Origin of the sequence: Clostridium autoethanogenum DSM 10061 (assembly GCF_001484725.1) — a bacterium.
Taxonomy (GTDB): domain Bacteria; phylum Bacillota; class Clostridia; order Clostridiales; family Clostridiaceae; genus Clostridium_B; species Clostridium_B ljungdahlii.
Genome location: NZ_CP012395.1, coordinates 1,217,693 through 1,242,260 on the forward strand (window position 1 = coordinate 1,217,693; position 24,568 = coordinate 1,242,260).

The 24,568-nt window shown below is 30.0% G+C and carries 20 protein-coding genes and 1 riboswitch; of the genes, 9 read left to right on the forward strand and 11 right to left on the reverse strand.

From position 1 onward, the window contains the following. Window positions 1–39: 39 nt before the first annotated feature. Window positions 40–588 carry an NUDIX domain-containing protein gene (locus CLAU_RS05390; RefSeq protein WP_023162156.1) on the reverse strand — a complete coding sequence of 183 codons (549 nt, stop codon included), beginning with the start codon at window positions 586–588 and terminating at the stop codon, window positions 40–42. Continuing rightward, window positions 588–2,036 (reverse strand): MocR-like pyridoxine biosynthesis transcription factor PdxR, encoded by a 1,449-nt coding sequence (pdxR, locus tag CLAU_RS05395; RefSeq protein ID WP_023162157.1) that lies wholly within the window; start codon window positions 2,034–2,036, stop codon window positions 588–590. Before pdxR ends, CLAU_RS05390 begins: the two co-directional genes overlap by 1 nt. Before the next feature lie 204 nt (window positions 2,037–2,240). Here pdxR and CLAU_RS05400 point away from each other — a divergent pair, with 204 nt between their 5' ends. Beyond that, window positions 2,241–4,403, forward strand: coding sequence for a YhgE/Pip domain-containing protein (locus CLAU_RS05400; RefSeq protein ID WP_013239837.1), 2,163 nt, complete (start codon window positions 2,241–2,243; stop codon window positions 4,401–4,403). Between the two features lie 51 nt (window positions 4,404–4,454). Beyond that, window positions 4,455–6,614: a YhgE/Pip domain-containing protein gene (locus tag CLAU_RS05405; RefSeq protein WP_013239838.1), complete on the forward strand. Its 2,160-nt coding sequence runs from the start codon at window positions 4,455–4,457 to the stop codon at window positions 6,612–6,614. A 165-nt stretch (window positions 6,615–6,779) separates the two neighbouring features. Here the strand turns inward: CLAU_RS05405 and CLAU_RS05410 are convergent, their stop codons facing one another. Both CLAU_RS05410 and CLAU_RS05415 read right to left on the reverse strand, forming a co-directional pair. Further along, the gene (locus CLAU_RS05410) at window positions 6,780–7,811 is read right to left on the reverse strand and encodes a phosphatase domain-containing putative toxin (RefSeq protein WP_013239839.1); all 1,032 of its coding nucleotides are present in this window, start codon (window positions 7,809–7,811) and stop codon (window positions 6,780–6,782) included. 523 nt (window positions 7,812–8,334) lie between these two features. Further along, a complete protein-coding gene (locus CLAU_RS05415) occupies window positions 8,335–9,156 on the reverse strand; it encodes a MetQ/NlpA family ABC transporter substrate-binding protein (protein ID WP_013239840.1) in 822 nt (273 codons plus the stop codon). A 135-nt stretch (window positions 9,157–9,291) separates the two neighbouring features. Then, window positions 9,292–9,399, reverse strand: a riboswitch (SAM riboswitch). A 249-nt stretch (window positions 9,400–9,648) separates the two neighbouring features. On the opposite strand from CLAU_RS05415, the gene CLAU_RS05420 reads away from it, so the two are divergent. Then, window positions 9,649–10,539 carry a D-alanine--D-alanine ligase gene (locus CLAU_RS05420; RefSeq protein WP_013239841.1) on the forward strand — a complete coding sequence of 297 codons (891 nt, stop codon included), beginning with the start codon at window positions 9,649–9,651 and terminating at the stop codon, window positions 10,537–10,539. A 165-nt stretch (window positions 10,540–10,704) separates the two neighbouring features. After that, entirely contained in the window at window positions 10,705–11,871 is a 1,167-nt protein-coding gene (gene alr / locus CLAU_RS05425; RefSeq protein ID WP_013239842.1) for an alanine racemase, read from the forward strand. 519 nt (window positions 11,872–12,390) lie between these two features. On the opposite strand, the gene CLAU_RS05430 is transcribed toward alr, so the two are convergent. The 3 genes from CLAU_RS05430 to CLAU_RS05440 all read right to left on the reverse strand — a co-directional run bounded on the left by CLAU_RS05430 (window position 12,391) and on the right by CLAU_RS05440 (window position 16,330). Continuing rightward, window positions 12,391–13,452: a DMT family transporter gene (locus CLAU_RS05430; RefSeq protein ID WP_013239843.1), complete on the reverse strand. Its 1,062-nt coding sequence runs from the start codon at window positions 13,450–13,452 to the stop codon at window positions 12,391–12,393. Between the two features lie 23 nt (window positions 13,453–13,475). Next, on the reverse strand, window positions 13,476–13,748 hold the full coding sequence (locus tag CLAU_RS05435) for a metal-sensing transcriptional repressor (RefSeq protein ID WP_013239844.1): 273 nt from the start codon (window positions 13,746–13,748) through the stop codon (window positions 13,476–13,478). A 104-nt stretch (window positions 13,749–13,852) separates the two neighbouring features. Then, entirely contained in the window at window positions 13,853–16,330 is a 2,478-nt protein-coding gene (locus CLAU_RS05440; RefSeq protein WP_013239845.1) for an MBL fold metallo-hydrolase, read from the reverse strand. Window positions 16,331–16,480: 150 nt separating this feature from the next. Between CLAU_RS05440 and CLAU_RS05445 the strand changes: the two genes are divergently transcribed. Both CLAU_RS05445 and CLAU_RS05450 read left to right on the forward strand, forming a co-directional pair. Further along, window positions 16,481–16,987, forward strand: coding sequence for an amidase domain-containing protein (locus CLAU_RS05445; protein WP_013239846.1), 507 nt, complete (start codon window positions 16,481–16,483; stop codon window positions 16,985–16,987). A 76-nt stretch (window positions 16,988–17,063) separates the two neighbouring features. Further along, window positions 17,064–17,783 (forward strand): DUF554 domain-containing protein, encoded by a 720-nt coding sequence (locus tag CLAU_RS05450; protein ID WP_013239847.1) that lies wholly within the window; start codon window positions 17,064–17,066, stop codon window positions 17,781–17,783. Between the two features lie 608 nt (window positions 17,784–18,391). Here the strand turns inward: CLAU_RS05450 and CLAU_RS05455 are convergent. After that, window positions 18,392–18,964, reverse strand: a complete 573-nt coding sequence (locus CLAU_RS05455) for a nitroreductase family protein (protein ID WP_013239848.1) — start codon at window positions 18,962–18,964, stop codon at window positions 18,392–18,394. Window positions 18,965–19,134: 170 nt separating this feature from the next. Between CLAU_RS05455 and CLAU_RS05460 the strand changes: the two genes are divergently transcribed. Continuing rightward, window positions 19,135–20,115, forward strand: a complete 981-nt coding sequence (locus CLAU_RS05460) for a D-isomer specific 2-hydroxyacid dehydrogenase family protein (protein WP_013239849.1) — start codon at window positions 19,135–19,137, stop codon at window positions 20,113–20,115. 120 nt (window positions 20,116–20,235) lie between these two features. Here CLAU_RS05460 and CLAU_RS05465 read toward each other — a convergent pair whose 3' ends face one another. After that, the gene (locus CLAU_RS05465) at window positions 20,236–20,463 is read right to left on the reverse strand and encodes a DUF3892 domain-containing protein (RefSeq protein ID WP_013239850.1); all 228 of its coding nucleotides are present in this window, start codon (window positions 20,461–20,463) and stop codon (window positions 20,236–20,238) included. A gap of 392 nt (window positions 20,464–20,855) precedes the next feature. Here CLAU_RS05465 and CLAU_RS05470 point away from each other — a divergent pair, with 392 nt between their 5' ends. After that, the gene (locus tag CLAU_RS05470) at window positions 20,856–21,611 is read left to right on the forward strand and encodes a hypothetical protein (RefSeq protein ID WP_013239851.1); all 756 of its coding nucleotides are present in this window, start codon (window positions 20,856–20,858) and stop codon (window positions 21,609–21,611) included. A gap of 55 nt (window positions 21,612–21,666) precedes the next feature. Here CLAU_RS05470 and CLAU_RS05475 read toward each other — a convergent pair whose 3' ends face one another. After that, the gene (locus CLAU_RS05475) at window positions 21,667–22,278 is read right to left on the reverse strand and encodes a DUF975 family protein (RefSeq protein ID WP_013239852.1); all 612 of its coding nucleotides are present in this window, start codon (window positions 22,276–22,278) and stop codon (window positions 21,667–21,669) included. 193 nt (window positions 22,279–22,471) lie between these two features. On the opposite strand from CLAU_RS05475, the gene CLAU_RS05480 reads away from it, so the two are divergent. Continuing rightward, window positions 22,472–23,692, forward strand: coding sequence for a multidrug efflux MFS transporter (locus tag CLAU_RS05480; RefSeq protein ID WP_023162158.1), 1,221 nt, complete (start codon window positions 22,472–22,474; stop codon window positions 23,690–23,692). A 45-nt stretch (window positions 23,693–23,737) separates the two neighbouring features. Here CLAU_RS05480 and CLAU_RS05485 read toward each other — a convergent pair whose 3' ends face one another. Further along, window positions 23,738–24,298 carry a phosphatase PAP2 family protein gene (locus CLAU_RS05485; protein ID WP_013239854.1) on the reverse strand — a complete coding sequence of 187 codons (561 nt, stop codon included), beginning with the start codon at window positions 24,296–24,298 and terminating at the stop codon, window positions 23,738–23,740. Window positions 24,299–24,568: the final 270 nt, after the last annotated feature.

Consider the following 24,568-nt stretch of genomic DNA (forward strand, 5'->3'; position numbering starts at 1 on the left):
CTAACAATTATTATTCAACCAAATACAAAAACATTCTTGTTAGTTTAATCCATAAAAAACATACCATACACCCATTCCTATAGCAGTTCCACTTGCCTGTTCTTTAATTAAAAAGTCTTTAAGTTCTTCTCTGTGAAGTGCAATTACCTGTATATCTTCCTCTGGCTCCAACTTCTGTATAGGAATTTGATTTTCAATTAAATCTTCATATATATCAACCCTTGCTAATGTAACTTTATCTGTTAAAAGCGCAGGATTTGAATAAAGCAAAGGACTCATTGACTTTACTTCTCCCTTATATCCAGTTTCTTCTTCTAACTCTCGTAGTGCATTTTCACCTATGTCATCTCCTTCTACAAGACCTGCTGGAAATCCAATAACGTATTTATCTATAGCAGCTCTGTATTGTTTGATAAATATATACTTATTGGATGGTACAAGTTTGCTAATTATTACTACTGTATTTGTAGTATTGGTTCTCTTTATTCTTTCCCACTTTAAGTCCTCATTATTTTTTCCCTTATAAGTTATTTCCTGTAATTGAATCCACTTTCCTTTATACAGTGTTTTTTCCGATATCTTTTTCATCAAGTCCATCCTCCTATTTTTTTAGCCTCCTGGCCTATTATCATAATTCCTTTTTTTATATCTTCTTCACTGACCCTTGAAAATCCAAGCCTAAAAGTATCATATCCCTCATCATTTACATAAAATACATCACCAGGAGTAAATATTACTCCTCTCTTACAGCACCTTTCTAAAAGCTGCCTGGAATTTATATGCTTTAGCTTTATAAATATATGCATACCACCCTCACCCAATATCTCTTCGCAAGGAATATACTCTCTTGCACACTTTAAGGTAAATTCATATTTTTCCTTATATACTCTTCGAGCTTTCTTTATGTACTTTTCAAAATTTCCCTGATTTAAGTAATCACAAAAAATTGCCTGATCCAAAGAAGATGTGTGAATATTTCTAGCCCTTTTATAACTCTCTAAATAGTTTATAAGCACTTTATCCGCAAGTATCCATCCTATCCTTATTCCAGGAAATAATACCTTTGAAAAGCTTCCTATATATATAATACTATTTCCACTACCGCTAAACGCAGCTATAGGTGATACATGTGTTCCTGAATACCTAAGCTCTTCATTAAATCCATCTTCAATTATAGGGACATTATAACTTTTAAGTATATTATACAATTTCACCCTATTTTCAGGAGGCATGACAATACCTGTAGGGTTTTGATAGGATGGAATAAAATATGATATCTTAAATTTATTTTTGCTAAGCTCTTCACTAAGATCTTTTAAACATACTCCATCTTTTTCAACTTTTACTCCAGTTATATTGAGTCCATGTAGTTTCATAATTTTAATTGCAGTATTATGAGTTGGATTTTCACACAGTATATTATCTCCCCTTTCCGTAAGACAAGATAATATTAAATCAAATCCTTCTGTAAATCCATTTGTTATGAGTATATCCTTTTCTTTTGTACAAACTCCTTTACTTTCCATATATTTAAGTAAATATTGAATAAGGGGTCTATAACCTTTAGCATACCCATAATTCAACACTTTTTCTCCTTCTATGGACATACGATTTAAAAAAGCTTTTTTAAATTCATCTACATTAAAAAGTTTTTCATCAGGAGCTATACTTTTAAAGGATATCATTCCTTTTTCCCATTTTGCTTCATGTTTTATTATATCTAATCTTTCGGAAAGTTTTCCATATTGATTTATTTTGTCTTCCCAATCTATACTCCACTTTTCCTGAAAATCTACTTTTACATCCGATACAAAGGTACCTCTTCCTTTTTTCATGTATACAAATCCTTCATCTTGCAAAAATTCATAAGCATACATTACACTATTTCTGCTTATTTTTAGCATTGAAGCCATCTCTCTTGTGGAAGGAAGTTTTTCTCCACTTCTAAGCATACCCTTAAGTATCATATCTTTAATATAATCTTTTAGCTGTATATATACAAGCCTATCTTTATTTATCTTAAGTTCCGAAAACATAACAAGTTTCACCTCAAATATATTCTTGCACAATTTTACTAATAAATAAAGAATAATATTAATAAATAAGTTATTGACATATAGTAAAAAAAATGTTTCAATAATACTGACTAGTCAGTTAATATTTAAATATTATATAATTTCATTATTGAGAATAATTTTCCATATATTTATTTTAGATATTTATTTTAGGAGGATTCATATATGCTAAGAAATATTATACAAGTTTTTAAAAGAGATATGAAAAGTATTGTTAAAAATAAAATGACAATGTTGATTGTTGCAGGTGTATGCATACTTCCATCTCTCTATGCATGGGTCAATATAAAAGCATGTTGGGATCCTTATGGAAATACAAGCAGCATTCCTGTAGCCATAGTTAATGAGGACAAGGGTACGAACTTTAACGGAAAAAATTTAAATACAGGAAATGAAATCGTAGAAAAATTAAAAGATAACCATAAAATAGGCTGGAAATTTGTAAACGCTAGAAACGCGGATATGGGTATCATAGATGGTACATACTATGCCATGATAAAGATTCCAGAAGATTTCTCAAGGAATATTACAAGCATAACATCAAATACTCCTAAAAAAGCTGAGATCATTTATAAAGTGAATACAAAAAATAGTCCTGTAGCTCTTAAAATAACTGATGCAGCAAGAAACACGCTAGCAGAACAAATAAAATCAAATTTTATATATACAGTAAATCAAACTATATTTTTTTCTTTGAACATTTTTGGTAAAAATGCAGAAAATGATAAACAAAACATTATAAATTTGAAGGATGCAATAATAAAATTAAGTGACAATATGGATGTTATAACAGATGTTCTTGGAGGCATAAGTGATGATTCAAATGATTTTAATTCAACGCTTTCTCAAATTAAATCAGGTATTCCTATGATAAATTCAAGAATAACTACTTTAGAAAATGGTAATGACACAAACAATTCATCTGTGCTATCCCTTCAGTCTTCCATGAACAATACCTTTGATAACATTGCATTTAATTTAAATACCTCAAAGACTGATATATATAGGATTCAAAATTCGATCTTAAATTTTAATTCAGTAGTTTCAAATTCCAAGTATTCAAATATAGATACCACTGTAACTAAAATCAATTATGAGATAGATATATTATATAATAAAATCAATTCAACCATTAACATTCTTGAAAAATTTAATAATTTTAAAAACGATGACAGTACATCAGAACTTATAAATTCATTAAAAAATACTAGGGATTCATTAAATACAGAGAAAAAGAAAATAAACGATATCCAAAAACAACTTGAAAGTTCAAATGAAATAAATAGGGATTTGATTAATTCAATAACAAATGACACTGCAAATTTAAATCAGCAATTAATAGATGAAACCAATGCATACAATGGGCAGGTAAGAAAAAGCTTAAATTCCACGGCGGCTGAACTTGTTGAGTCCACAGATAAAGCTTCTTCTGTTTTAAAATCTATACAAGATCTTACTTCCCATGGAGATAATTCCTTAGATGCGTTAATAAACGGAAGTGAGCTGACAGCAAATTCATCCAGCAAACTAAACAACAGATTATTGGAATTTAAGGATATTATTAACAATTTAGCAGATAAACTTAAACTAGTAACTAATAATGACATAATACAGATAATCACCATATTGCAAAATAACCCTGATTTTATGGGTAGCCTTGCATCAAGCCCATTTAATGTGAAGGAACAAAATATATACACTATTTCAAACTTTGGATCTTCCATGGCTCCAGCTTATACTACACTTTCAATCTGGATTGGATCTATTATTCTTGTATCCATTTTTAAAACAGATGCAGATAGATTTAAAGGTGATGAAAGATTGAGCTTTAAAGAAAGGTATCTTGGTAAAATGAGTACCTTTATAGTTTTTGCATTAGCACAGGGATTTATAGTTGCTATTGGGGATAAACTTTTGCTAAATGTCCAAATGGTAAATACATTTTTAATGATAATGGTAGCTCTAGTTTCATCTTTTACTTTTACTGTAATAACATACACCCTTGTTTCTATGTTTGGTAACTTGGGGAAGGCTATATCCATTGTTTGGCTTATAACTCAAATAGCAGGAAGTGGAGCAACCTATCCAATACAGCTTGATTCACTTATTTTTAGAATAATGCAGCCTTTATTTCCATTTACCTATTCAGTAAGTGGATTCAGAGAAGCTATCGCAGGACCTCTTATAAGTACTGTAGTTATGGATTTTACGTTTATGATTTTAATTTCAATGTGTTTTATACTATTAGGTATATTTTTAAAGAAACCTTTGCAAAATAAAATCTATAAGTTTAGAGCCAAGCTTTCACAATCTGGTATAGGAGATTAAAGCATTTGAAAGAAAATGCCTAAAACAATATTAATTTTAGGAGGAAATACATTGAAGGTAATATTCAAACTATTAAAAAGAGATTTTAAAAATATAATAAAAACTCCATCAGTGCTTGCTTTAATTTTATTATTGTGCGTCCTTCCATCTCTTTATGCTTGGATTAGCATTAAAGCCTCATGGAATCCTTATGCCAATACAAATAGAATGCCTATAGGTGTAGTAAACAATGACAGCGGTACAACTATTAACGGTAAAAATTTAAATGTTGGAAATGAAATAGTTAAAAATTTAAAGAAAAATAATTCTATAAATTGGATTTTTATAGATGACTGGCAGGGAAATTATAATCTTAATTCAGGAAAATATTATTCACTTATAGAGATACCTGCTGACTTTTCCAGCAAACTTTCCACTTTAATTACAGCATCACCTGAAAAGCCTAGTATAATCTATAAATCTAATGAAAAGCTAAATGGAATAGCCACTAAAATTACAGATTCAGCTAAAGATTCCTTAGCAGATACTATAAAAAGTTCTCTTACAAAATCCGTAAACATGGAAGCTCTTAAAATGCTAAACTCTACAGGTAAAAAGCTTGAAACAGACAAGCCTCAAATTTTACAATTAAAGGATGCTTTACCTCAAGCAATATCTACCTTAAATGATATAAAAGGTAATATGTCACAGGAAAATTCCAACTCCAAAAGTCTGCAGCAATATCTAAGTGGAGTTCAAACAGATTTGCCAAAATTGTCCAAAGAGATAACTAGTCTTCATAATATTGTAGAACAAAGTAGAACACTGACTTTATCTACCAAAGAATCTCTAAATTCTATGCAAAGTGATTTGAATAAAGATATAAATGAAATTGAATCAAAAGAAAATCAAGTTCAACTTTTGCTTAACAGCCTGCAAAATATAAATAATATGGATGCTGGCAAAAGTTCAGCTGCAAGTATTATAGAAAATATGAGTAATTTGAATAATTCTTTAATAGATAGTATAGATACTGATATTAAAATTCTAAATGAGATAAATGGATTTATAAATACTAATATAACAAGTGATCTTATAAACTCATTGAAGTCCCTAAGAAATTCGTTAAGCACTGAAAACAATTATTTGGCTGAGTTAAAGAATTTAATAAATAGCAACTCTTCACAAGATAGTATTAATCAAGTTATATATGAACTTTCATCATTAAGTAGTGAATCATCAGAAGATATAAGCAATATATCAAATATCTTTTATTCAGGAACATATGAATCCATGAATTTATTATCAGACACATTGACATCCAATTTAGATAGTATTGATTCAATACTTAATGCAACTGGGCAATTGGTACCCGAATTAAATCTTATGGCAAACTCAGGAATATCAAGCAGTAAAAATTTAGTTAATCAAAGAGATAGGTTAAGTAAAAAGCTAATAGATATTCAAAATAACTTAAACAAATTAAGTGATAAAATGAAGGACTTAAACGATGAAAACTTAACTTCAATAATAAATATAATGGAAAAAGATCCTAATAAAATATCAGATTTTATATCATCACCTATTGAATTGAAAAATGTTGAACTATATAATTCAGGTCTTTTTGGATATGGAATAACGCCTTTTTATACTACTCTTGCAATATGGGTGGGAGCTTTGTTGTTATGCTCCATGCTAACACTAAAATGTAAAGATCTCGAAAGTGGAGAAAATGTGAAATTGTTACATAAATACTTTGCCAAATTACTTCTATTTTTAATAATATCAATTATACAAACTACCATTATAACTTTAGGAGACATATATATAGTAGGGATAAAGCCAGAAAATTTATGGCTTATGATGGGATTTGCATTTACCTGCAGCTTTACTTTCACTATTATTATAGTTACATTAGTATCTATTATGGGTAACATTGGAAAAGCCGCTGCAGTTATAATAATGGTCTTTCAAATTGCAGGGGCAGGAGGACTTTATCCTGTAAAAACCTTGCCTCAAATATTTGGAGTACTAGAACCTCTTTGGCCTTTTACATATGCTATAAATGGATTCAGGGAAGCTATAGCAGGACCTATTTGGAGTAATGTGTATAAGGATTTCCTCACTTTAATGGCTTTTGCAGGTGCATTTTTGATTATTTCTGTCTTAAAAAAGCCTCTTCACAAATTAACTGATAAAGCAGAAAGTCAATTCAAAGAATCAGGTTTATAGTAATACCAACAATATATCAAGCAGACTTTTACTATAAAAACAAGCTATTTCCAATACTATCTTTATAATAAGACAATTAACACACAATATTCTTATTTTGTCTATCATCAGCAGGCAGTCCAATTTCATCTTAAATTTGGACTGCCTGTTTTTTAGAATATACCACTAAGTTCTAATCCATTGTGACCATGTAGTTTTAAAGTTGTCATCATTTTCAACACAATATATATAAAATCTTTCTATTAATTTAGCTCTTTGTTTGGATCGGTTCATTAGGTATAGTTCATCTCTAAGTAAGTTTTTTCCTCCTAGTAAGACCTGTCTATCCATTATATTTTGGAGACTAACATTTTTAGCGTTTTTCATTATATCATACATTACCATAAAAGTACCTGTTCTTCCTACTCCACCTTTACAATGAAAATGTAGCCAAGTATTTTTTGACAATGACTTAACGAATTTTATAAAATAATCAACCATGTCATTAGTAGGCTTTTCTTTATCTGTTACTGGTATACGCATATATGACATACCATAGCTTTGAACTAATTTTTCTTCATCTTCAACTTTTTTCGGTATTAATATTTTATCACCAATATATAGTGGTTTGTTTAATAAGATGCTTTGTAATCTCGTATTTTCATCAAATAAAACTTCTTCTTTAGTCAAGCCTTTATTAGCTTTGTTTCTGTTACCTGACCAACTTATCACTATACCGTTAATAAATCCATGTGATTCTTGTCTTAAGTCAACTATAATTATTGGCATAGCATCACCTAGGGATTGTTTAATTAATATAAGACTATTTTCAGAGAATTGGGAACTGCCAGATATATTTAAATTAGCTAATCCATTTAAGTTTATAACTTTATTACCTTTAAAATTAGTTAAATCAGTAGTTTTCCGAAAGTGTTTAGATAACTTTTTTATATTATTAGAATTTATAACAAGGTGCATATCATTATTTGGAGGTTCATAATAGCGTTCTTGTATCATTCCATCATTCATATGCAAGCCATATTTATAAAAAAATGGATTCCAATAAGCAGGTACTTTATATGGACAACAGTGTAAATAACAACAAAGATACAAATATTTATACAAATAAGCATACCAGCCATAACAGTTATGTTTAAAACTATCCTCAACTAAATTGTAATTTGTGGAGTCATTTGAAATTATTTTATTTTGTTTCATACATAATTCTCCATAAAAGTTCTTCACATTATATTGTATGATATTAACTCATATTGTTCTTAATTATTTCTACCAGTTTTATAATTTTGTTATAGAATTAATGTTTTTTATTACTGGATATAAAGACACATTTATCAATTAAATATTAATTATTATATGAAAATTATTCAACATAAATAATTTACTCTAACAAATCCTAAACTAAAAATCCAAAATATGTATTATTCATAACTAAAAAATAAACTTACACTTCTGACATTTTTACAACCACAAGCACGATTAAATATTTTGGCAAATCTTAGTAGAAAATATTTAAATGCGCCTATTTATTGTAAAAATATCTATACGTATAAGCTTATTTCAAGTTAGATTACTATATATAGTATTTTTAAGTAAAATTTGAACTTATACAATGTGAATATGCTGCCAAAATTGAAGCTACATTTTAAAATTTTTTTATAGTAGTGAAATTTAGCAACATACTCCGCTGTATATGTCAACTTTTTACTTACAACTTTATTTTCTAAAATGCTGGAACTATGCTTCCATTATATTTTTCCTGTATAAACTTCTTAATTGATGGATCGTTAACAGCCTTTGCTAATGCCTTAATATAAGGTTTGTCTTTATTTTCTTTTTTAACAGCAATTACATTAGCATAAGGTGAATCCTTAGATTCTATGGCAATAGCATCTTTAAGTGGATTTAACTTTGCTTGAAGTGCATAGTTTGTATTTATAACTGCCGCATCTACTTCTGTTAAAGTTCTTGGGAGTTGTGGTGCATCGAGTTCCTGGAATTTTAAGTTTTTCTTGTTTTCAGTTATATCTAATTTTGAAATAAGATCTCCACTCTTTACTTTTATAATTCCTTCATGAGCCAATAACTTTAATGCTCTTGCGCCATTTGTAGGATCATTTGGTATTGCAATTTCAGCACCATTTTTCAAGTCTTTTAAACTCTTGATTTTATTAGAATAAACCCCCATAGGTTCAAGATGTACTTTTGCTACATAATCTAAATTTGTATTATTCTTTTTATTGAATTCATTTAAATATGGAATATGTTGAAAAAAGTTTGCATCTATATCTCCTGAATCCAAAGCCTTATTAGGTGTTACATAATCTGTAAACTGAACTATTTGTAAATCGTATCCTTGTTTCTTTAGTATAGGTTTTACCTTTTCTAGTATTTCGGCATGAGGCTGTGGAGATGCCCCTACTTTTATTACTTTTTTGTCATCACCTTTACTACTGCTTGAAGAACTTGTACTGCTTTGCGCACCACATCCAGCTAATGCCAAGATCAATGTTAACGATAAAATAACTGTAATTAATTTTTTCATTTTGATTCCCTCCAATTATAAAATAATAGACAATTTCTAAGCATTAAGCTGAGATATAAAATTTTCATATCATATTTTCAATTCAAAATCAAATAAAGCTCGAGGAACAACCTCGAGCTAAAAATCTCAATGATCCTCTCATCTTCCAGCTTATGCTGCAGGAATTAGCACCACTATACTATTAAAAATAGCATTGGTTGCCGGGCTTCATAGGGCCAGTCCCTCCACCTCTCTTGATAAGTTAATATTAAATTTTGTTAACTTGTGATTTACATTATAACAGCGAAATTTAAAGATGTCAACAGTAACATTTTCTGTTCTCAAAGATTTTTTACTTTACTTTTAACTTAATATTCTTCCCTATCCATAAAGCCACATTTAGGATAAACTAGTTATCCTGTGGTTCTTTATTTTATATGGAAAATGTATAAAATAAATATTAGACATAGTAATTGAAAAATATTAAATAACAAGTTCAGTGGAGGAATTAACATGAAAATAGGAGTTATAATGGGTGGAATATCTTCTGAAAGAGAGGTTTCACTAAATTCAGGTAAAGAAATAGTAAACTGCTTAGATAAAAATAAATATGAAGTTGTACCCATTGTTATAGATAAAAAGAGAGATGTTCTTGAAAAAGTAAAAGATATAGATTTTGCCTTTATTGCACTTCACGGTAAATTTGGTGAAGATGGTACTATACAATCAGTACTTGAAACCATGGATATACCTTACTCAGGATGCGGACCTTTGACAAGTGCCATTTGCATGGACAAAGACATGAGTAAAAAAGTGTTAAAATCTGCAGACATAAATACTGCCAAATGGATTTGTGTTAAATCTATAGAAGAAATTGATTATGATAAATTGGATGAAATAGGCTATCCTGTAGTTGTAAAACCTAACTGTGGTGGTTCAAGTGTTGCTACTAATATAGTTAAGAAAAAAGAAGATATTGAAAATAATGTAAAGTTAGCTCTAGATTATGACACTGAAGTTGTTATTGAAAAATATATACAGGGAGATGAAATAACATGCTGTATGTTAAAAGGTAAAACTCTTCCTGTAATTGCAATAAAGCCTAATGCAGAATTCTTTGACTATACTGCAAAATATGCAGATGGTGGTTCTGATGAAATAGTTGTAGAACTTGAAAAATCCCTTCAGGAAAAAGTTGAAAAAATATGTGTTCAATGCTGGGAAGTTCTCAAATGCAAAAGTTATGCAAGGGTAGATATAATAGTTGAAAATGGTATTCCTTATGTACTTGAACTAAACACTTTACCAGGCCTTACAAAAAATAGCCTATTTCCTAAGAGTGCTCGTGGAATTGATATGTCCTTTACCCAACTATTGGATAAAGTAATTCAATATTCACTCTAATTTGAAATTACATTCATAGACATCAATAAATTTTTACTAATTGAAAATTATATTTAAGTTAAGAATTAATAATCATCTATAACTATTAATTCTTAACTCTTAATTTTTAATTATACATTATTGTTGAGTGGATAATATCTATCAATATCGAAAGGAGAATGTGTTTTGTTTAAAGATTACAGACCTGTATGGGAAGAAATTAATTTAGACAATCTTGTATATAATATACGTCAAATAAAGCTGAAAGTTGGTAATAATAAAGGACTGATAGGTGTTGTTAAAGCTAATGCCTATGGCCATGGAGCTTTAGAAGTATCACAAGTTTTATTAGAAAATGGAGTAAATAGATTGGCCGTATCTGAGTTAGATGAAGCAATAGAACTTAGAGAAAATGGAATTAAAGCTCCCATAATGATACTTGGCATAGTCCCAGATACTTTTTTGAATGACATAATAGATTATAATGTAGAGCCAGTGGTGCCTTCTTATGAATATGCAAGTAAATTATCAAAAGTAGCTAAAAATAAATGGAAAACTGCAAAAATACACGTTGCAGTAGATACTGGAATGGGAAGAATAGGATTCCAGCCAAATGAAAATAGCATAGAAGAAATATACAACATAAGCAAACTTCCAAATATAGAAATACAAAGCTTATTTTCTCATTTTTCCACTTCAGATGAAAAAGACAAAACATATTCACAGGAACAATTTGAAAAGTACAAAACATTTTACAATGAGCTCATAAATAGAAAGATAAAAATAAGCATGAGAGATATTGCAAATAGTGCAGCTATAATGGAATTACAAGACACTTATTGTGATGCAGTTAGACCAGGAATAATAATTTATGGATATTACCCTTCAGATGACGTAGATAGAAATGATCTAAGCATAAAACCTGTAATGAGTTTAAAAGCTAAAGTAGCTTATGTAAAGACATTAGAAGCTGGAAAATACGTTGGCTATGGAAGGAAGTTCAAATCTGAAAGAAAAAGTGTAATAGCTACACTTCCAATAGGATATGCAGATGGCTATACTAGAATGCTTTCAGGAAAGGCAAAAGTAATAGTCAATGGTAAATTTGCACCAGTAGTTGGTAACATCTGTATGGATCAGTGCATGATAGATGTTACAGATGCAGGTGAAGTAAATGTAGGCGATGAAGTAATACTCATGGGTGAAAAAAACGGATTGAAATTTGATGCGGAAGATATAGCTAAAACAATTGGAACTATAAGTTATGAAATACTCTGCTCCATAAGTAGAAGAGTTCCAAGGGTATATATAAAAGACGGAAAAATAATCAAAATTAGAAATTACCTGAAATAAATATAGAGTTTCTAAACGAAAAATCAACTTATGCTACGGGATATTTTTTACAACCTTCAGCTCATTAAATATTTTGATAAGGCTAAGTAAAAAATTTTGAAAAATACTGAGAACTTTTGAAAACTCGTACCTCAAACAATTCAAAAGTTCTAGATTTTTCAAGAAATTTTTTTCTAAGTCTTATATGCAAAATATTTAAAAGAGCTTCATTATTGTAAAAATATGCCTACGTATAAGTTGATTTTTTAGTTAGAACGCCTGTAAGTTTTCAATTGAAATTTAAACTTATACATAAAATGTAATGACAAAATTGAAAGCACCTTTAAAAACTTTTCCATAAGTCTTAGCGAGGCATTTTAGAAAATCTTAGGAGCTTAGATATGTTTGAGGTACGAGTTTAGCTAAGGTTCTTAGATTTTCTAAATGCTGAGCTTTAGACTTGTCAAAAGTTTTTATGGTGTTGAAATTTGTCATTACATGGCCTGTATAAGTTAACTTTCAATCTAGAAACTCTATTTTTTAGTGAGCATGTCTATGATGCAAGTCTGGAGTATGTGGATGACAATGTTCCATTCTCTCATGAACGTGATAGTGCGTATGATACACGCTATCAGGTATACCAGGATGATGATGATTGTGATGTCCATCTGTATGACAATGCCTGTGTTCATGGGCCATATACAAATGAACGTGCATATGGCTGTGATTTTCCCTTATAATAAGAACCGTTCCTGCAATCATAAGAGGAAGTGCAAGTGCAAAAGTAACACCTGGAACTTCTCCTAGTAAAATAAAAGACAATATAGTACTTATAAAAGGTGCTGCACTGAAAAAAGCACTAGTTCTAGCACTGCCTAAATTTCTCATTGCAAACACAAACAAAACTGTACTAAATCCATAGCTTAAAAATCCAAGCAGCAATGCCATAAAAATTATTTTAAAGTCCGGCAAATGATTTCCTAAAATAATTGACAAAATTAGTGAAAATGTTCCTGCTCCCAATCCTTTAACCATAACTATAGTATAAGGATTTTTAGCAGATATGTTTCTTGTAAAATTATTATCTATCCCCCAACATACGCAGGCCAATATTATTCCCAAAGCCCCTAAAGATATTCCCCACTGGCCAGTAAAATTCCAGGATAAAATTACACTAGCAGAGAGTATACATATTATAGCCGCACCAATTCTCTTGCCGATGTTCTCTTTAAAAAATAGTGCTGCAATAATTGTGGTAGCTACACCTTCAAAATTCAAAAGAAGTGATGCAGTAGATGCTGGCGTTACTTTTAAGCTTATCATTTGAATTATAGGCCCTAAAATCCCCCCAAAAATAACAGCCCCTAAAAGCCATGGAAAGTCTCTTTTAGTTAATCCTGCTTCCTCTATATCTTTTTTGTATAAAATTTTTTCTAATATCTGAAATATTAAAAGTCCTACACCACTTCCAATATACAAGAGAGCAGCCAAAAGAACTGGATCTATTCGTCCAAGAAGGATCTTTGAAATAGGTGCACTGGCTCCAAAAAGTAGTGCAGAAAAAAAAGCTTGAAATATTGGATATAATTTGGTATTCCTCATTTATAACACTCCCAATTTAAAAATTATTCCCAAAATTTATCAATGGCATTATTCAAATTATCTAAGACCTCTGTATCATTTTTTTCAACTGCATCCTTCACACAATGATTGATATGATCTTTCAATATTACTTTTCCTGTATTATTAAGTGCAGATCTTACTGCAGATATTTGAATAATAACTTCACTACAGTCTCTTCCTTCTTCTACCATACGCTTTACAGCCTCCAGATGTCCAATTATCCTGGATAATCTATTTACAACTGCTTTATTATTTGGATGATTGTGTTTTTCCATATAAACATCTCCTTATCCCCCTATAGGGGTTATTTAAATTATAATACATCATACTTTTATTGTAAATAGTGTTAAAAAAACAAGCCCCTTGTGGGGTCTGATCTCTACCATTTTAACATGCATCCAGTTTTATACTCAAATTCTTTCTTTACATCCTCCATATTTTCTACATTATCATCTTCTAATTTTAACTCCACACTTAAATTACTGCTATTAAAAGACGGATTTTTTTTCAAATCTATACCTTTACTTTTACAAAGTATAGATGCAATTTGCAATATTTCATTCTGATTTGCACTATTTGATACTTTCATATTCCACCCTGTAAGATGAACTAATTCCTCTATGTTTTTTTCATATTTCTTACCAATTATAGGACTTATAAATGTAAGTTCTATGTATCTTCCTTTAGAATTTGACTTTATACTTTTTTTGTAAGGCCTAAACTGTTCTCTTTCAAAAGTTTCATCTATTATATTTAAAGCTTTATTTTGTTCCATCATTTCGCACTCATCTTCAGCTTTAATAAGCATACTATCTTTTAGATCTATTCCTGGAGATTGTATTAATACTTGAAGTCCTGTAATGTTCTCAATTTCAGCTAATTTTTCTTTTTCCACATTACATTTAGAATTCAACATAACTACAACCTGGTTTTCTCCTAATCTATAAGATATTTTTTTAATAGATATATTCTGTAAATTTATCCTTACGACTTCGGAAACTGCATTTATATTTACAGAATTATTTATTTCTACCTTCCACTTAACCTCTTCCTCAAATTTTTTTATTTTCCCGTATATACTCTTATCCACTACACCTGGAAAATCAAAATTTAAAATCACCTTTTTCTGATCACATATAAAACTAATTTTCTTTGTATTAAATTTATTAAAATATTTGTCTGCAGCTTCTTTTAATTCATTTAATTTAATCTCATTATTTTTTAAACTCTGAGAGACCTTATCCTCAGAATTGATTTTAAATAAAAACAATCTCCTTGTGTCACTTTCGAAATAAGGACATTCTACTATAATTCTTTGAAAATCTTCTAAAGCATTTTTGCCCTTGTTATTTCCCTTCCATATAAATATAAGTTCTTCTAATGTAAAAAGTCTTTCACCGTAATTATAACGCACAAACTCCCATAACCTTTTCACATTATTTTCATCCATTTCTTCACAAGAGTTCATAACTTTATCAATATTTTTTTTCCACTGTTTTCTTGGGTTTTTTATATTTATTTCATAAACTTCACTACACCTAGGTGCATATACTCTTCCTCTTACATCTTTGGAAAGCTCTTTTGATAAATTTTCCACTACCTCTTCATTTCCATGAACTAGAAATATATTTTTAGGTGTTAAAAAATCTATAAGAGATTTTATTTCATATTTGTCACTGTGGGCAGAAAGTCCTACTTTTTCTACCTTGCAATTTACAGGAACAGTTTTTTCATTTATATAAAGTTTTTTGTCCTTTTCCTCATCCAAAAGATTTAATAGCTTTCTTCCAGGGGATTCCTCATCCTGATATCCCGTTATAACTATGTACCCATTTTCCATAGGGGCTATTTTTTCTGCATAATATTGACTGTATCCTCCTGTAAGCATTCCTGAACTTGACACTATTACACAAGGCTCGTCATCTTTTAGTACCTCTTCTCTAAGTTTATTATTATCTACTGCAATTATATTGTCATCATAAAAAGGTTCAATTCCTCTGAGTATCTTTTTTCCTAAAGAATTTTTAAGGTACAGTGGATTTAATTTGTAGGTCCTGTTTATATCCTTTATCATACCATCCACATAAACTTTAGTATCTTTTAATATATTTTTATTTACTGCTTTTTTTATAATAAGAAGCACTTCCTGAGCCCTTCCAAGAGCAAAAGCAGGAATAAGCATTTTTCCTTTTTTCTCTATGCAGTCATTTATTGTATCAATAAGTTTTTCCTCTTCCACTTCTCTATTTGAATGAAGTCTATCTCCATAAGTGGATTCAAAGATTGCTGCATCTGGTCTTAGTTTTGGAACTTTCAACCCTTCCACAGTTTTTTGTGAAAATATTGAGAAATCCCCAGAATAAAATAATGATCCCTCTGGAGTCGTAATATAAATACAAGCGGCTCCTGCTATATGACCTGCTGTATAAAAAGTGAGTTTTATATTTTCAAATATAGAAAATTCCACCATGTAATTTATAGGAAACACCCGGTTTAACATGCTTATAACGTCTCCTTCAGCATAAAGTGGAATTTCTCCTTCTCTATTCTTCATTATTTTCAAACTATCATACAAAAGTACTTTCATTAAATCCTTTGTCATTCTAGTTGTATATATTCTAGCCCCTGGATATTCCTTACTTATTATAGGCAGAGAACCTATGTGATCCATATGGGCATGACTTACAATTATAACATCTACTCCTCCCTGATCTTGAATTGATTTAAAATCAGGCAGGGTATCTTTAGAGGAACTCTGTCTTATGCCGCAATCAAGAAGTATATTTTTATTATATATGTTCAAAAGGATACAACTTCCACCTACTTCTCTAGCTCCTCCTAAAAATGAAATGTTCATGTTGGCCTATCACCTCTCCTTTTTATCCTTTACAACTCTATAATTATTATATCCTATAGAATTGTAAAGTAAAAATTAGATTTGTTATTTTACGCACTTGCATAAGATTTATACATAAAATATATTGTAATTAATTTTATAGGAGAAATCATGAGTTATAGAGATATTTCATCCTACTCTAGAATTTCAGCTGTAAATTATGCAGTAAAGTACGCTCTCACCCCCAATCCAAACTATAAATACTTTTCCATATACCAAACTATCGGCGGTGACTGCACAAATTTCACTTCACAGTGCTTGCATTCAGGAGGAGCGCCTATGGTCTTTTCAGGTAAAAACACCTGGTGGTATAACATTAGAACTAATAAATGGTCAGTTTCCTGGACTGTAGCAGGTTCTCTTTACTGGTATTTAAAAATTAACGCTGAAAAAAATTCCTACGGCATAAAAGGAAGAGAAGTGCCTTCTATTTCTTCTCTTGAGATAGGCGACCTGATATTTTATCGAAATAGTAAAGGTACAATAGCCCATTCTGCCATCATTACTTCTTTCCGTAACGGCCACCCACTCATATCTCAGCATACTTTTAATGCATTAAACATAACTTACGTAAAAGATTGGGCATCTAAAATGCACTTTATGAAAATATGGTTATAAGATTTTGTTTACAATGCCTATTATAAAAGTATATAATATCCCTATGTAGATAAGAAAAATAGGTGGTTTGATAAACATGATAGCAGTTATAGTAAACTTTATTTCCATAATAATAGGAAGTATAATCGGAATATTTTTAAAAAATGGTATACCAAAAAAAGTTAAAGAAAGTGTTTTTAGTGGACTTGCTTTATGTGTTCTATACATTGGAATTTCAGGTTCTTTAAAGACAAATAACGTACTTACTCTAATAATATCCATAGTAATAGGTACAATTTTAGGAGAACTAATAGATATAGACAAACATATAACAAGTCTAGGAAACTTAATAGAAAGTAAATTTAAAACTAAAGGTGGAAAGATATCAGAAGGGTTCGTAACATCAAGCCTTTTATTTTGTGTTGGAGCCATGGCAATAGTCGGATCTCTAGAAGCAGGTCTTGACGGAAATTACAAAACACTTTTTGCAAAATCAGTAATAGATGGAGTTTCCGCAATTATTTTTTCTTCTTCTTTAGGTATTGGTGTAATGATTTCATCCGTAAGTGTACTTGTATATCAGGGTGCTATAACCCTTGGAGCAGTGTTTTTAAAAAGTGTTCTGACGAGCTCAGTTATTGCTGATATGACTGGAATAGGAAGTCTTCTCATTATTGGACTTGCCCTAAATATGCTCAACATAACTAAAATAAAAATAGCAAATTTGCTACCTTCAGTTTTTATGCCAATTTTTGCATACATAATTTATACTAACTTTCATCGTTTTTTATCCTATATTCCATTTTTAACATTGTAAATAAAAATTTCACGTATACTAGCAAATTTGAACTAAAAAGTTTCGTACGATGTTACTTTTAAAAATAAATATATATGAAGATATATACTTTACTGCATATTTTCTAACTTAAAACTCAACTTATATGCAGGAATATATTTACAATAATGAAATTTTTTTAAATATTTTGTATATAAGTCTTAGAAAAAAATTCGTAAAAACTTAGAACTTTTGAATTGTCTGAGGTACGAGTTTTCAAAAGTTCTTAGCTTTTTTAGAATTTTTTACTTAGACTTATCAAAATATTTAATGAACTGAAGGTTGTAAAAGATATCCGGAGTATAAATTGAGTTTTAAGAGCAACACTGTACGTGGTATTCTAGCTTGAAATTTGAACTTATACATGAAATATAATGACAAAATTGAAATCACATTTAAAAACTTTTTTAAATAAGTCTTAGCTTGGTATTTTAGAAAACCTTAGGAACTTAGATATGTTTGAGGTACGAGTTGATCTAAGTTCCTTTAGGTTTTCAAAATACCAAGCTTTAGACTTATTAAAAGTTTTTATAGTGATGAAATTTGTCATTATATGATATTGTATAAGTGAACTTTCAACCTAGAAATATCTAAATGTCTAAAATTATATCTTCTAAACTTCTTTTTGGTACATGATGGACTTTATTCTCGTCTCTCCAGTACTTCACATCATTATTTGAATCCATAGCTTCTATAACCACTTGTTCCTTTGGCTTTCCAAGAGCTACTACCAATATAATTTCATATTTTTCATCCAAATTAAGATTTGATTTTAATTCTTTTTTATTCACATTTCCCAGCATACATCCGCCAAATCCTTTTTCTACAGCTCCTAGTAAAATAGTTTGAGCTGCTATTCCAGGATCAAATGATGGGCTTTTACTAATAGATGTGTCATTAAGTATAACAACATAACCACTTGGTTTTTCACCTTCTTCAGGTCCATCCCAGTCCTTTAAATATCCTGCCCAACCCAAAGTCTTAAATATTTTTTCATTATTATCTTCTGTATTTGATATAACATATTTTAGTGGCTGCAAATTTGAACCTGATGCTGATAATCTGGCAAGGTTCACCAAATATTTTAAAGTTTCCACAGTTATTTTTTCATTCTGATAGAATCTTCTACAGGATCTATTTTTTAAAACTAGTTCTTTTATCATATTCATCCCTCCAAGCTAATAACTTAATATCATTACAATTATCATATCTCTAAACAAATTGAATATCAATCAAATATAGTAAATATAAAGGTAATATTGAATTATATATAATGTTACTATAAAATTATATATAGTAAATATTATTCATAAAAAGGGGGAGCTAGAATACAATGAAAGTTTTGGCATATAGTCATAGACAAGATGAAACTGAATATTTCAAAAAATTCAGTAAAAAATACGACGTGGAGGTTGTATTGTGTGATGATCCACCAACTATGGAAAATGCAGACTTGGCCAAGGGATTTGACTGCATCAGCATTATCACAACTAAAATTTCAGATAAATTAGTAGAAAAATTTCATGAAATTGGAGTAAAATTTATATCTACAAGAACAATAGGATATGACCATATAGACATAAAAAAGGCAAAAGAGCTAGGTGTCCATATAGGCAATGTAAACTATTCACCAAATAGTGTAGCCGATTATACAATTATGATGATTCTTATGGCTATAAGAAAAACGAAAGCTATTATAGAACGAAGTAATGTACAGGATTATTCTTTAAAAGGTGTTCAAGGTAAAGAGCTTCACAATTTAACTGTAGGTGTTATTGGTACAGGAAGAATTGGCCGTGCAGTTATAAGTCGCTTAAGTGGATTTGGCTGCAAAATATTAGCTTATGATTTATATGAGAATGAAGAAATAAAGAAGTATGTTACATATGTTACACTAGAAGATCTCTTTAAAAACAGTGACATTATTACAATGCATGCACCTGCAACAGATGACAATTATCACATGATAAATAAGGATTCCATAGCACTTATGAAAGATGGTACATTTATTATCAATATAGCCCGAGGCTCACTTATCAATACTGAAGATCTTATAGATGCCATTGAAAATAAAAAAATTGGTGGTGCAGCTATAGACGTTATTGAAAATGAATTCGGACTTTGCTATAACGATTTAAAATGTGAGATACTAGATAAAAGGGAAATGGCAATTTTAAAATCTTTTCCAAATGTAATTGTAACACCTCACACAGCTTTTTATACAGATCAAGCTGTAAGTGATATGGTAGAACATTCTATTTTAAGTTGTGTTTTATTCATGGAAGGCAAAGAAAATCCATGGCAAATTGAATAAACAAAAGTTCTTATGCACTCTTCTTTTTTTGATAAAAGAAGAGTGCATTGATTTTAATGTTTTTTTATCTTATTTATAGAATATAGAAATCTTAGCAACTAGACTTAAACCATAATCAAGTTAAAATCTTGGTAAATCCTTTAAATTTTCAACATCCATAACATCAGGGTCAGCTACTAAATATTCTCCTCCATCTTTACCTTTAAATACGCCAACTCCTTCAATTATGTGCTCCCTTGCCATCATTATAGCATGATTTAAAGGAAGCACCTCACCATTTTCAAGTAATACATCTGTAATCTTACCCTCATGATCTTTCCTTACTTTAATTATTTTTGAATTTTTCATTATATACCTCCTGATTAGATATATCATTAATATATATTTTGAGAGAAAACTCAACTACTTATACAAAATATTTTTACATTATATTTACACAATTATAACTTTTGTGGTTGCAATTAAAGTTATAATTGAACCAAATCTTGTTATTGACAGTACAAAATGCAAGTCATATATTTATCCGATGACTACCCGCTCTAATACTTTCCCTCTTTTCCAAGTGGGAGTAAAGAGCGGATACGTCCCTGGATAACGATTTTTCCTAAAGGATAACGCCTTCTAAGTGCTGAAGCACTAAGAATCCTGTTAATAAGCATCAGGTGGAGTTAAACCTCCATCTGATACTAAGAACTCTGTTTATAACATGATTTGCAAATATATCACTTTGGAGGAATTTTATGAAAAAAAATATTATTAAAAGTTCCATAGTATTTATGGTGATTTTTGCTTTATTTTTTATAGCATCAGATAAATCAACTGTTCATGCATTAAATTGCTATACAGTAAGCTTGTCAAATTTTAAAGAGGTATCCCAAAACATTTATGTACAGCCAAATACTTCTGATAAAGATATAAATAATATATTGAGTACCATTTCCAAATCTAAAAACATTGTGGCCAATTTATATGGAAGTTTCAATGCTAAACCTGTCTTTATAATTAGCAAAGATTCAACAGCCTTAAAAAAATTTGGTGTTGAAAATAAAACAGGAGCTACACAAAAAACTATACTAGGTAGCTACATAGTTCTGGGACCAGAGGGATTAAATACTAATGTAATTTCTCACGAACTCACTCACAGCGAGTTAGCCTACAGGATTCATAAAAGTAAAAGTACAAAAATACCTGTGTGGTTTGATGAGGGAATGGCAATGCAAGTAGATAATAGACCTAAATACTCTGAGGGACAATGGATAAAGGAAACTCAAAATGGTACAAAAATACCTGATATGAAAACTTTAAATTCATATACCCAATTTTATGCAGCTGATTTAGATACAAGAGTGTTAAATTACACTTTGGCAAAGCATGAAGTACATAGATGGTTATCTATTGTAGGCCAAAAAGGTCTATCACAGTTAATTGATGATGTTAATAATGGTAATGATTTTTATAAGTCTTATAACACCATTGAAAAAGAAAATAGTAAATAATAGCTGATCAGGACTAGCATAAGTACTAGTCCTGGTCAATAAATTAAATAATTTACTATTCTTGGTTATTCAATATTGGTACAAGCTTTACATCCTGATAGAAGTTTGCAGTAGCCGCTTGCATATAAGGACATACAAAAATAAACCCTATGCCAAAAGTAACAACTGAAAGTATTATCCATCCTAAAAAGCTGATCAATAAGCAAAATAACTCCCATTTGTGTCCATACATCATTTTCTTGCTTTCATCAAGTGCCTCAAGTACAGGAATATCTGGGTTTTCACTAAGAACATACATAGCCATAGAGTACCTCAATGATGCTATTAATCCCGGTATAATAAGCAGCAGTGACCATAAAAAAATAAATATGCTCATAATAATATATAGTATTATTGCAGAACCTAGATTTTTAAACCCATCGAACAAATCCTCCACTTGAAACTTCTCGGATTTTACAAGTTTTATAAAGCATCCTACAACACCAAGTGTAAGTGGTCCAACAATCAAAAAAGAAATAATGATACCTGCATGTGGTATAAAATTTATACCAATAATAATTAGTGAATACACAAGGCACACCAAAACACACTTACCCCAGTTACCCTTTAACTGATCTCTAGATACTTTCCTCAGCTGATAGCTAGTACGAACAGAAGCATTACTCATTTTTAATCCCCTTTCAAATACATATATTTTGCTCTACATATTACTGCAAAAAGTTACAGCTATATTAACTTATGATCTATCAAATAAAACTGTTAATTTATTTAAATGTAATTCAAATTTATTCTTTCAAAATTGAGCAGTATGATATATCATATAACTAACGTTGGTAATTTTGAAAGAAGGCTTGACATCATTGAAAATTTGGAAAAGAAACCTAATTGTATGTTGGTTAGGAGCATTTGTAACTGCCTTGGGACTAAGCCAAATAGCCCCAATAATGCCCCTTTACATCAAACAACTTGGTATTCATGACATCTCTACTATTGAACAAATATCTGGAGTTGCCTTTGGAGTTACTTTTGTAGTTTTAGCAATATTTTCACCAATTTGGGGATATGCAGCTGATAAAATTGGTAGAAAACCAATGCTCTTACGTGCAAGTATTGGAATGTCTATTGTAATTTCAACTATGGGACTTGCACAAAATATATATCAACTTATTGGTTTAAGAATGCTCCAAGGAGTTGTAGCAGGTTACAGTACAGCTTGTATGACATTAATTGCAACTCAAACCGAAAAAGAACATTCTGGTTGGGCATTAGGTGTGCTGTCCACAGCTTCTATTTCTGGTTCACTACTTGGGCCACTTATTGGAGGATATCTTGATGAAATTTTGGGACTGCAATTTACTTTTTTCTTTACTGGCATCCTTATGCTAATTGTTTTTATTCTAACTTTAATATTTGTAAAAGAAAACTTTATAAAATCCAATAAAAAAGTACTCAGTACAAAAGAAGTTTGGAAACAACTTCCTGATTGTCACTTAACTATTGTTTTATTTGCTACTTCTTTTATTTTACAGCTTGCCTTTTATTCTATAGAACCCATAATAACAGTATATATATCTCAATTATCTCGCAGCTCAGCCCATATTGCCTTAATTTCTGGAATGGCATTTTCTGCTTCTGGCCTTGCTAGCATTATTGCAGCTCCAAGGCTTGGAAAACTGTCAGATAAAATTGGACCTCAAAAGGTTATGCTTGCGTCTCTTATTATAGCTGGTTTAATATTTATACCTCAAGCTTTTGTAAAAAATTCTTGGCAGCTTATCATATTAAGATTTTCATTGGGTTTTGTAACAGCAGGACTAGCACCATCAATTAATACACTGGTAAAGAAAATAACACCAGAAGCCCTTACTGGAAGAATGTTTGGTTTTAACATGAGCGCATTTTATTTAGGTACCTTTTCCGGTTCTTTACTTGGTGGACAAATAGCCTCATATTTTGGTATGAAATATGTATTTTTCATTACTAGCGCACTACTTCTTTTAAATGGTTTATTGGTTTATGAAAAAATCTGTAAAAAACTAGATTCAAATGCTGCTGCTCCATTAAAAGAGCATATGGTTTAAAAATCAGTTTTGAGTTTATTAAAAACTATAAAAAAAAGCTCAAGCCTATATGCTAGACTTAAGCTTTTTTAATAAATATGATTTAATTCTTTTAAATAAATATATTGTTATTTTGCTAGATACAAGTCCTAATACTATTCCAGCAAGCACATCTGTAGGATAATGCACATATAAATATATTCTTGAAAAAGCTATTAAAATTGCTACAGTAAAAATTACTGGTGCATATTTTTTGAAATACCTGGATAATATGCTTGCTGCTGCAAAAGATGCCGTAGTATGTCCTGATGGAAATGAATAGGAAGCTGGCTTTGCAACTAAAAGCTTTATAGTTGGGTCAAAATAAAAAGGCCTTGTACGTTTAACTATATGTTTTATCAATCCTTCACCAAGTATTGATCCTATTATAATAGCTGTTAAAACCATAATTCCAACTTTTCTATATTTCTTACTTGCTATAAGTACTATGGAAATTGCAATCCATATAAGCCCCTTATTACCAAGTGAAGTAAATGCAATCATAACCTTGTCTAAAATCTGATTATGCATATTATTTGCTATATACGAAAGAATGTATTCATCAAATTTGTATATTAATGTAACCATCTCTATCTCCCTGCTGTTTCTATTTAATATGTACAACTTACTAATAATACTACATTTCAAATTTAAAATCCACTAGCGTATGGAACTAAATATCAAATATATAGGGTTTTATTTTTAAAGTTTGTGTCTCCCACATATTTATAGATATAATATAAATATATACAGCAAGTAAATACGAATCTATTCCATATCTGAAAAGTGGCTTACAAGGAGGTTAAAAGAAATGGCAAGATGAATTATTATTTTTGGTTCATCTGGCTCTGGAAAAAC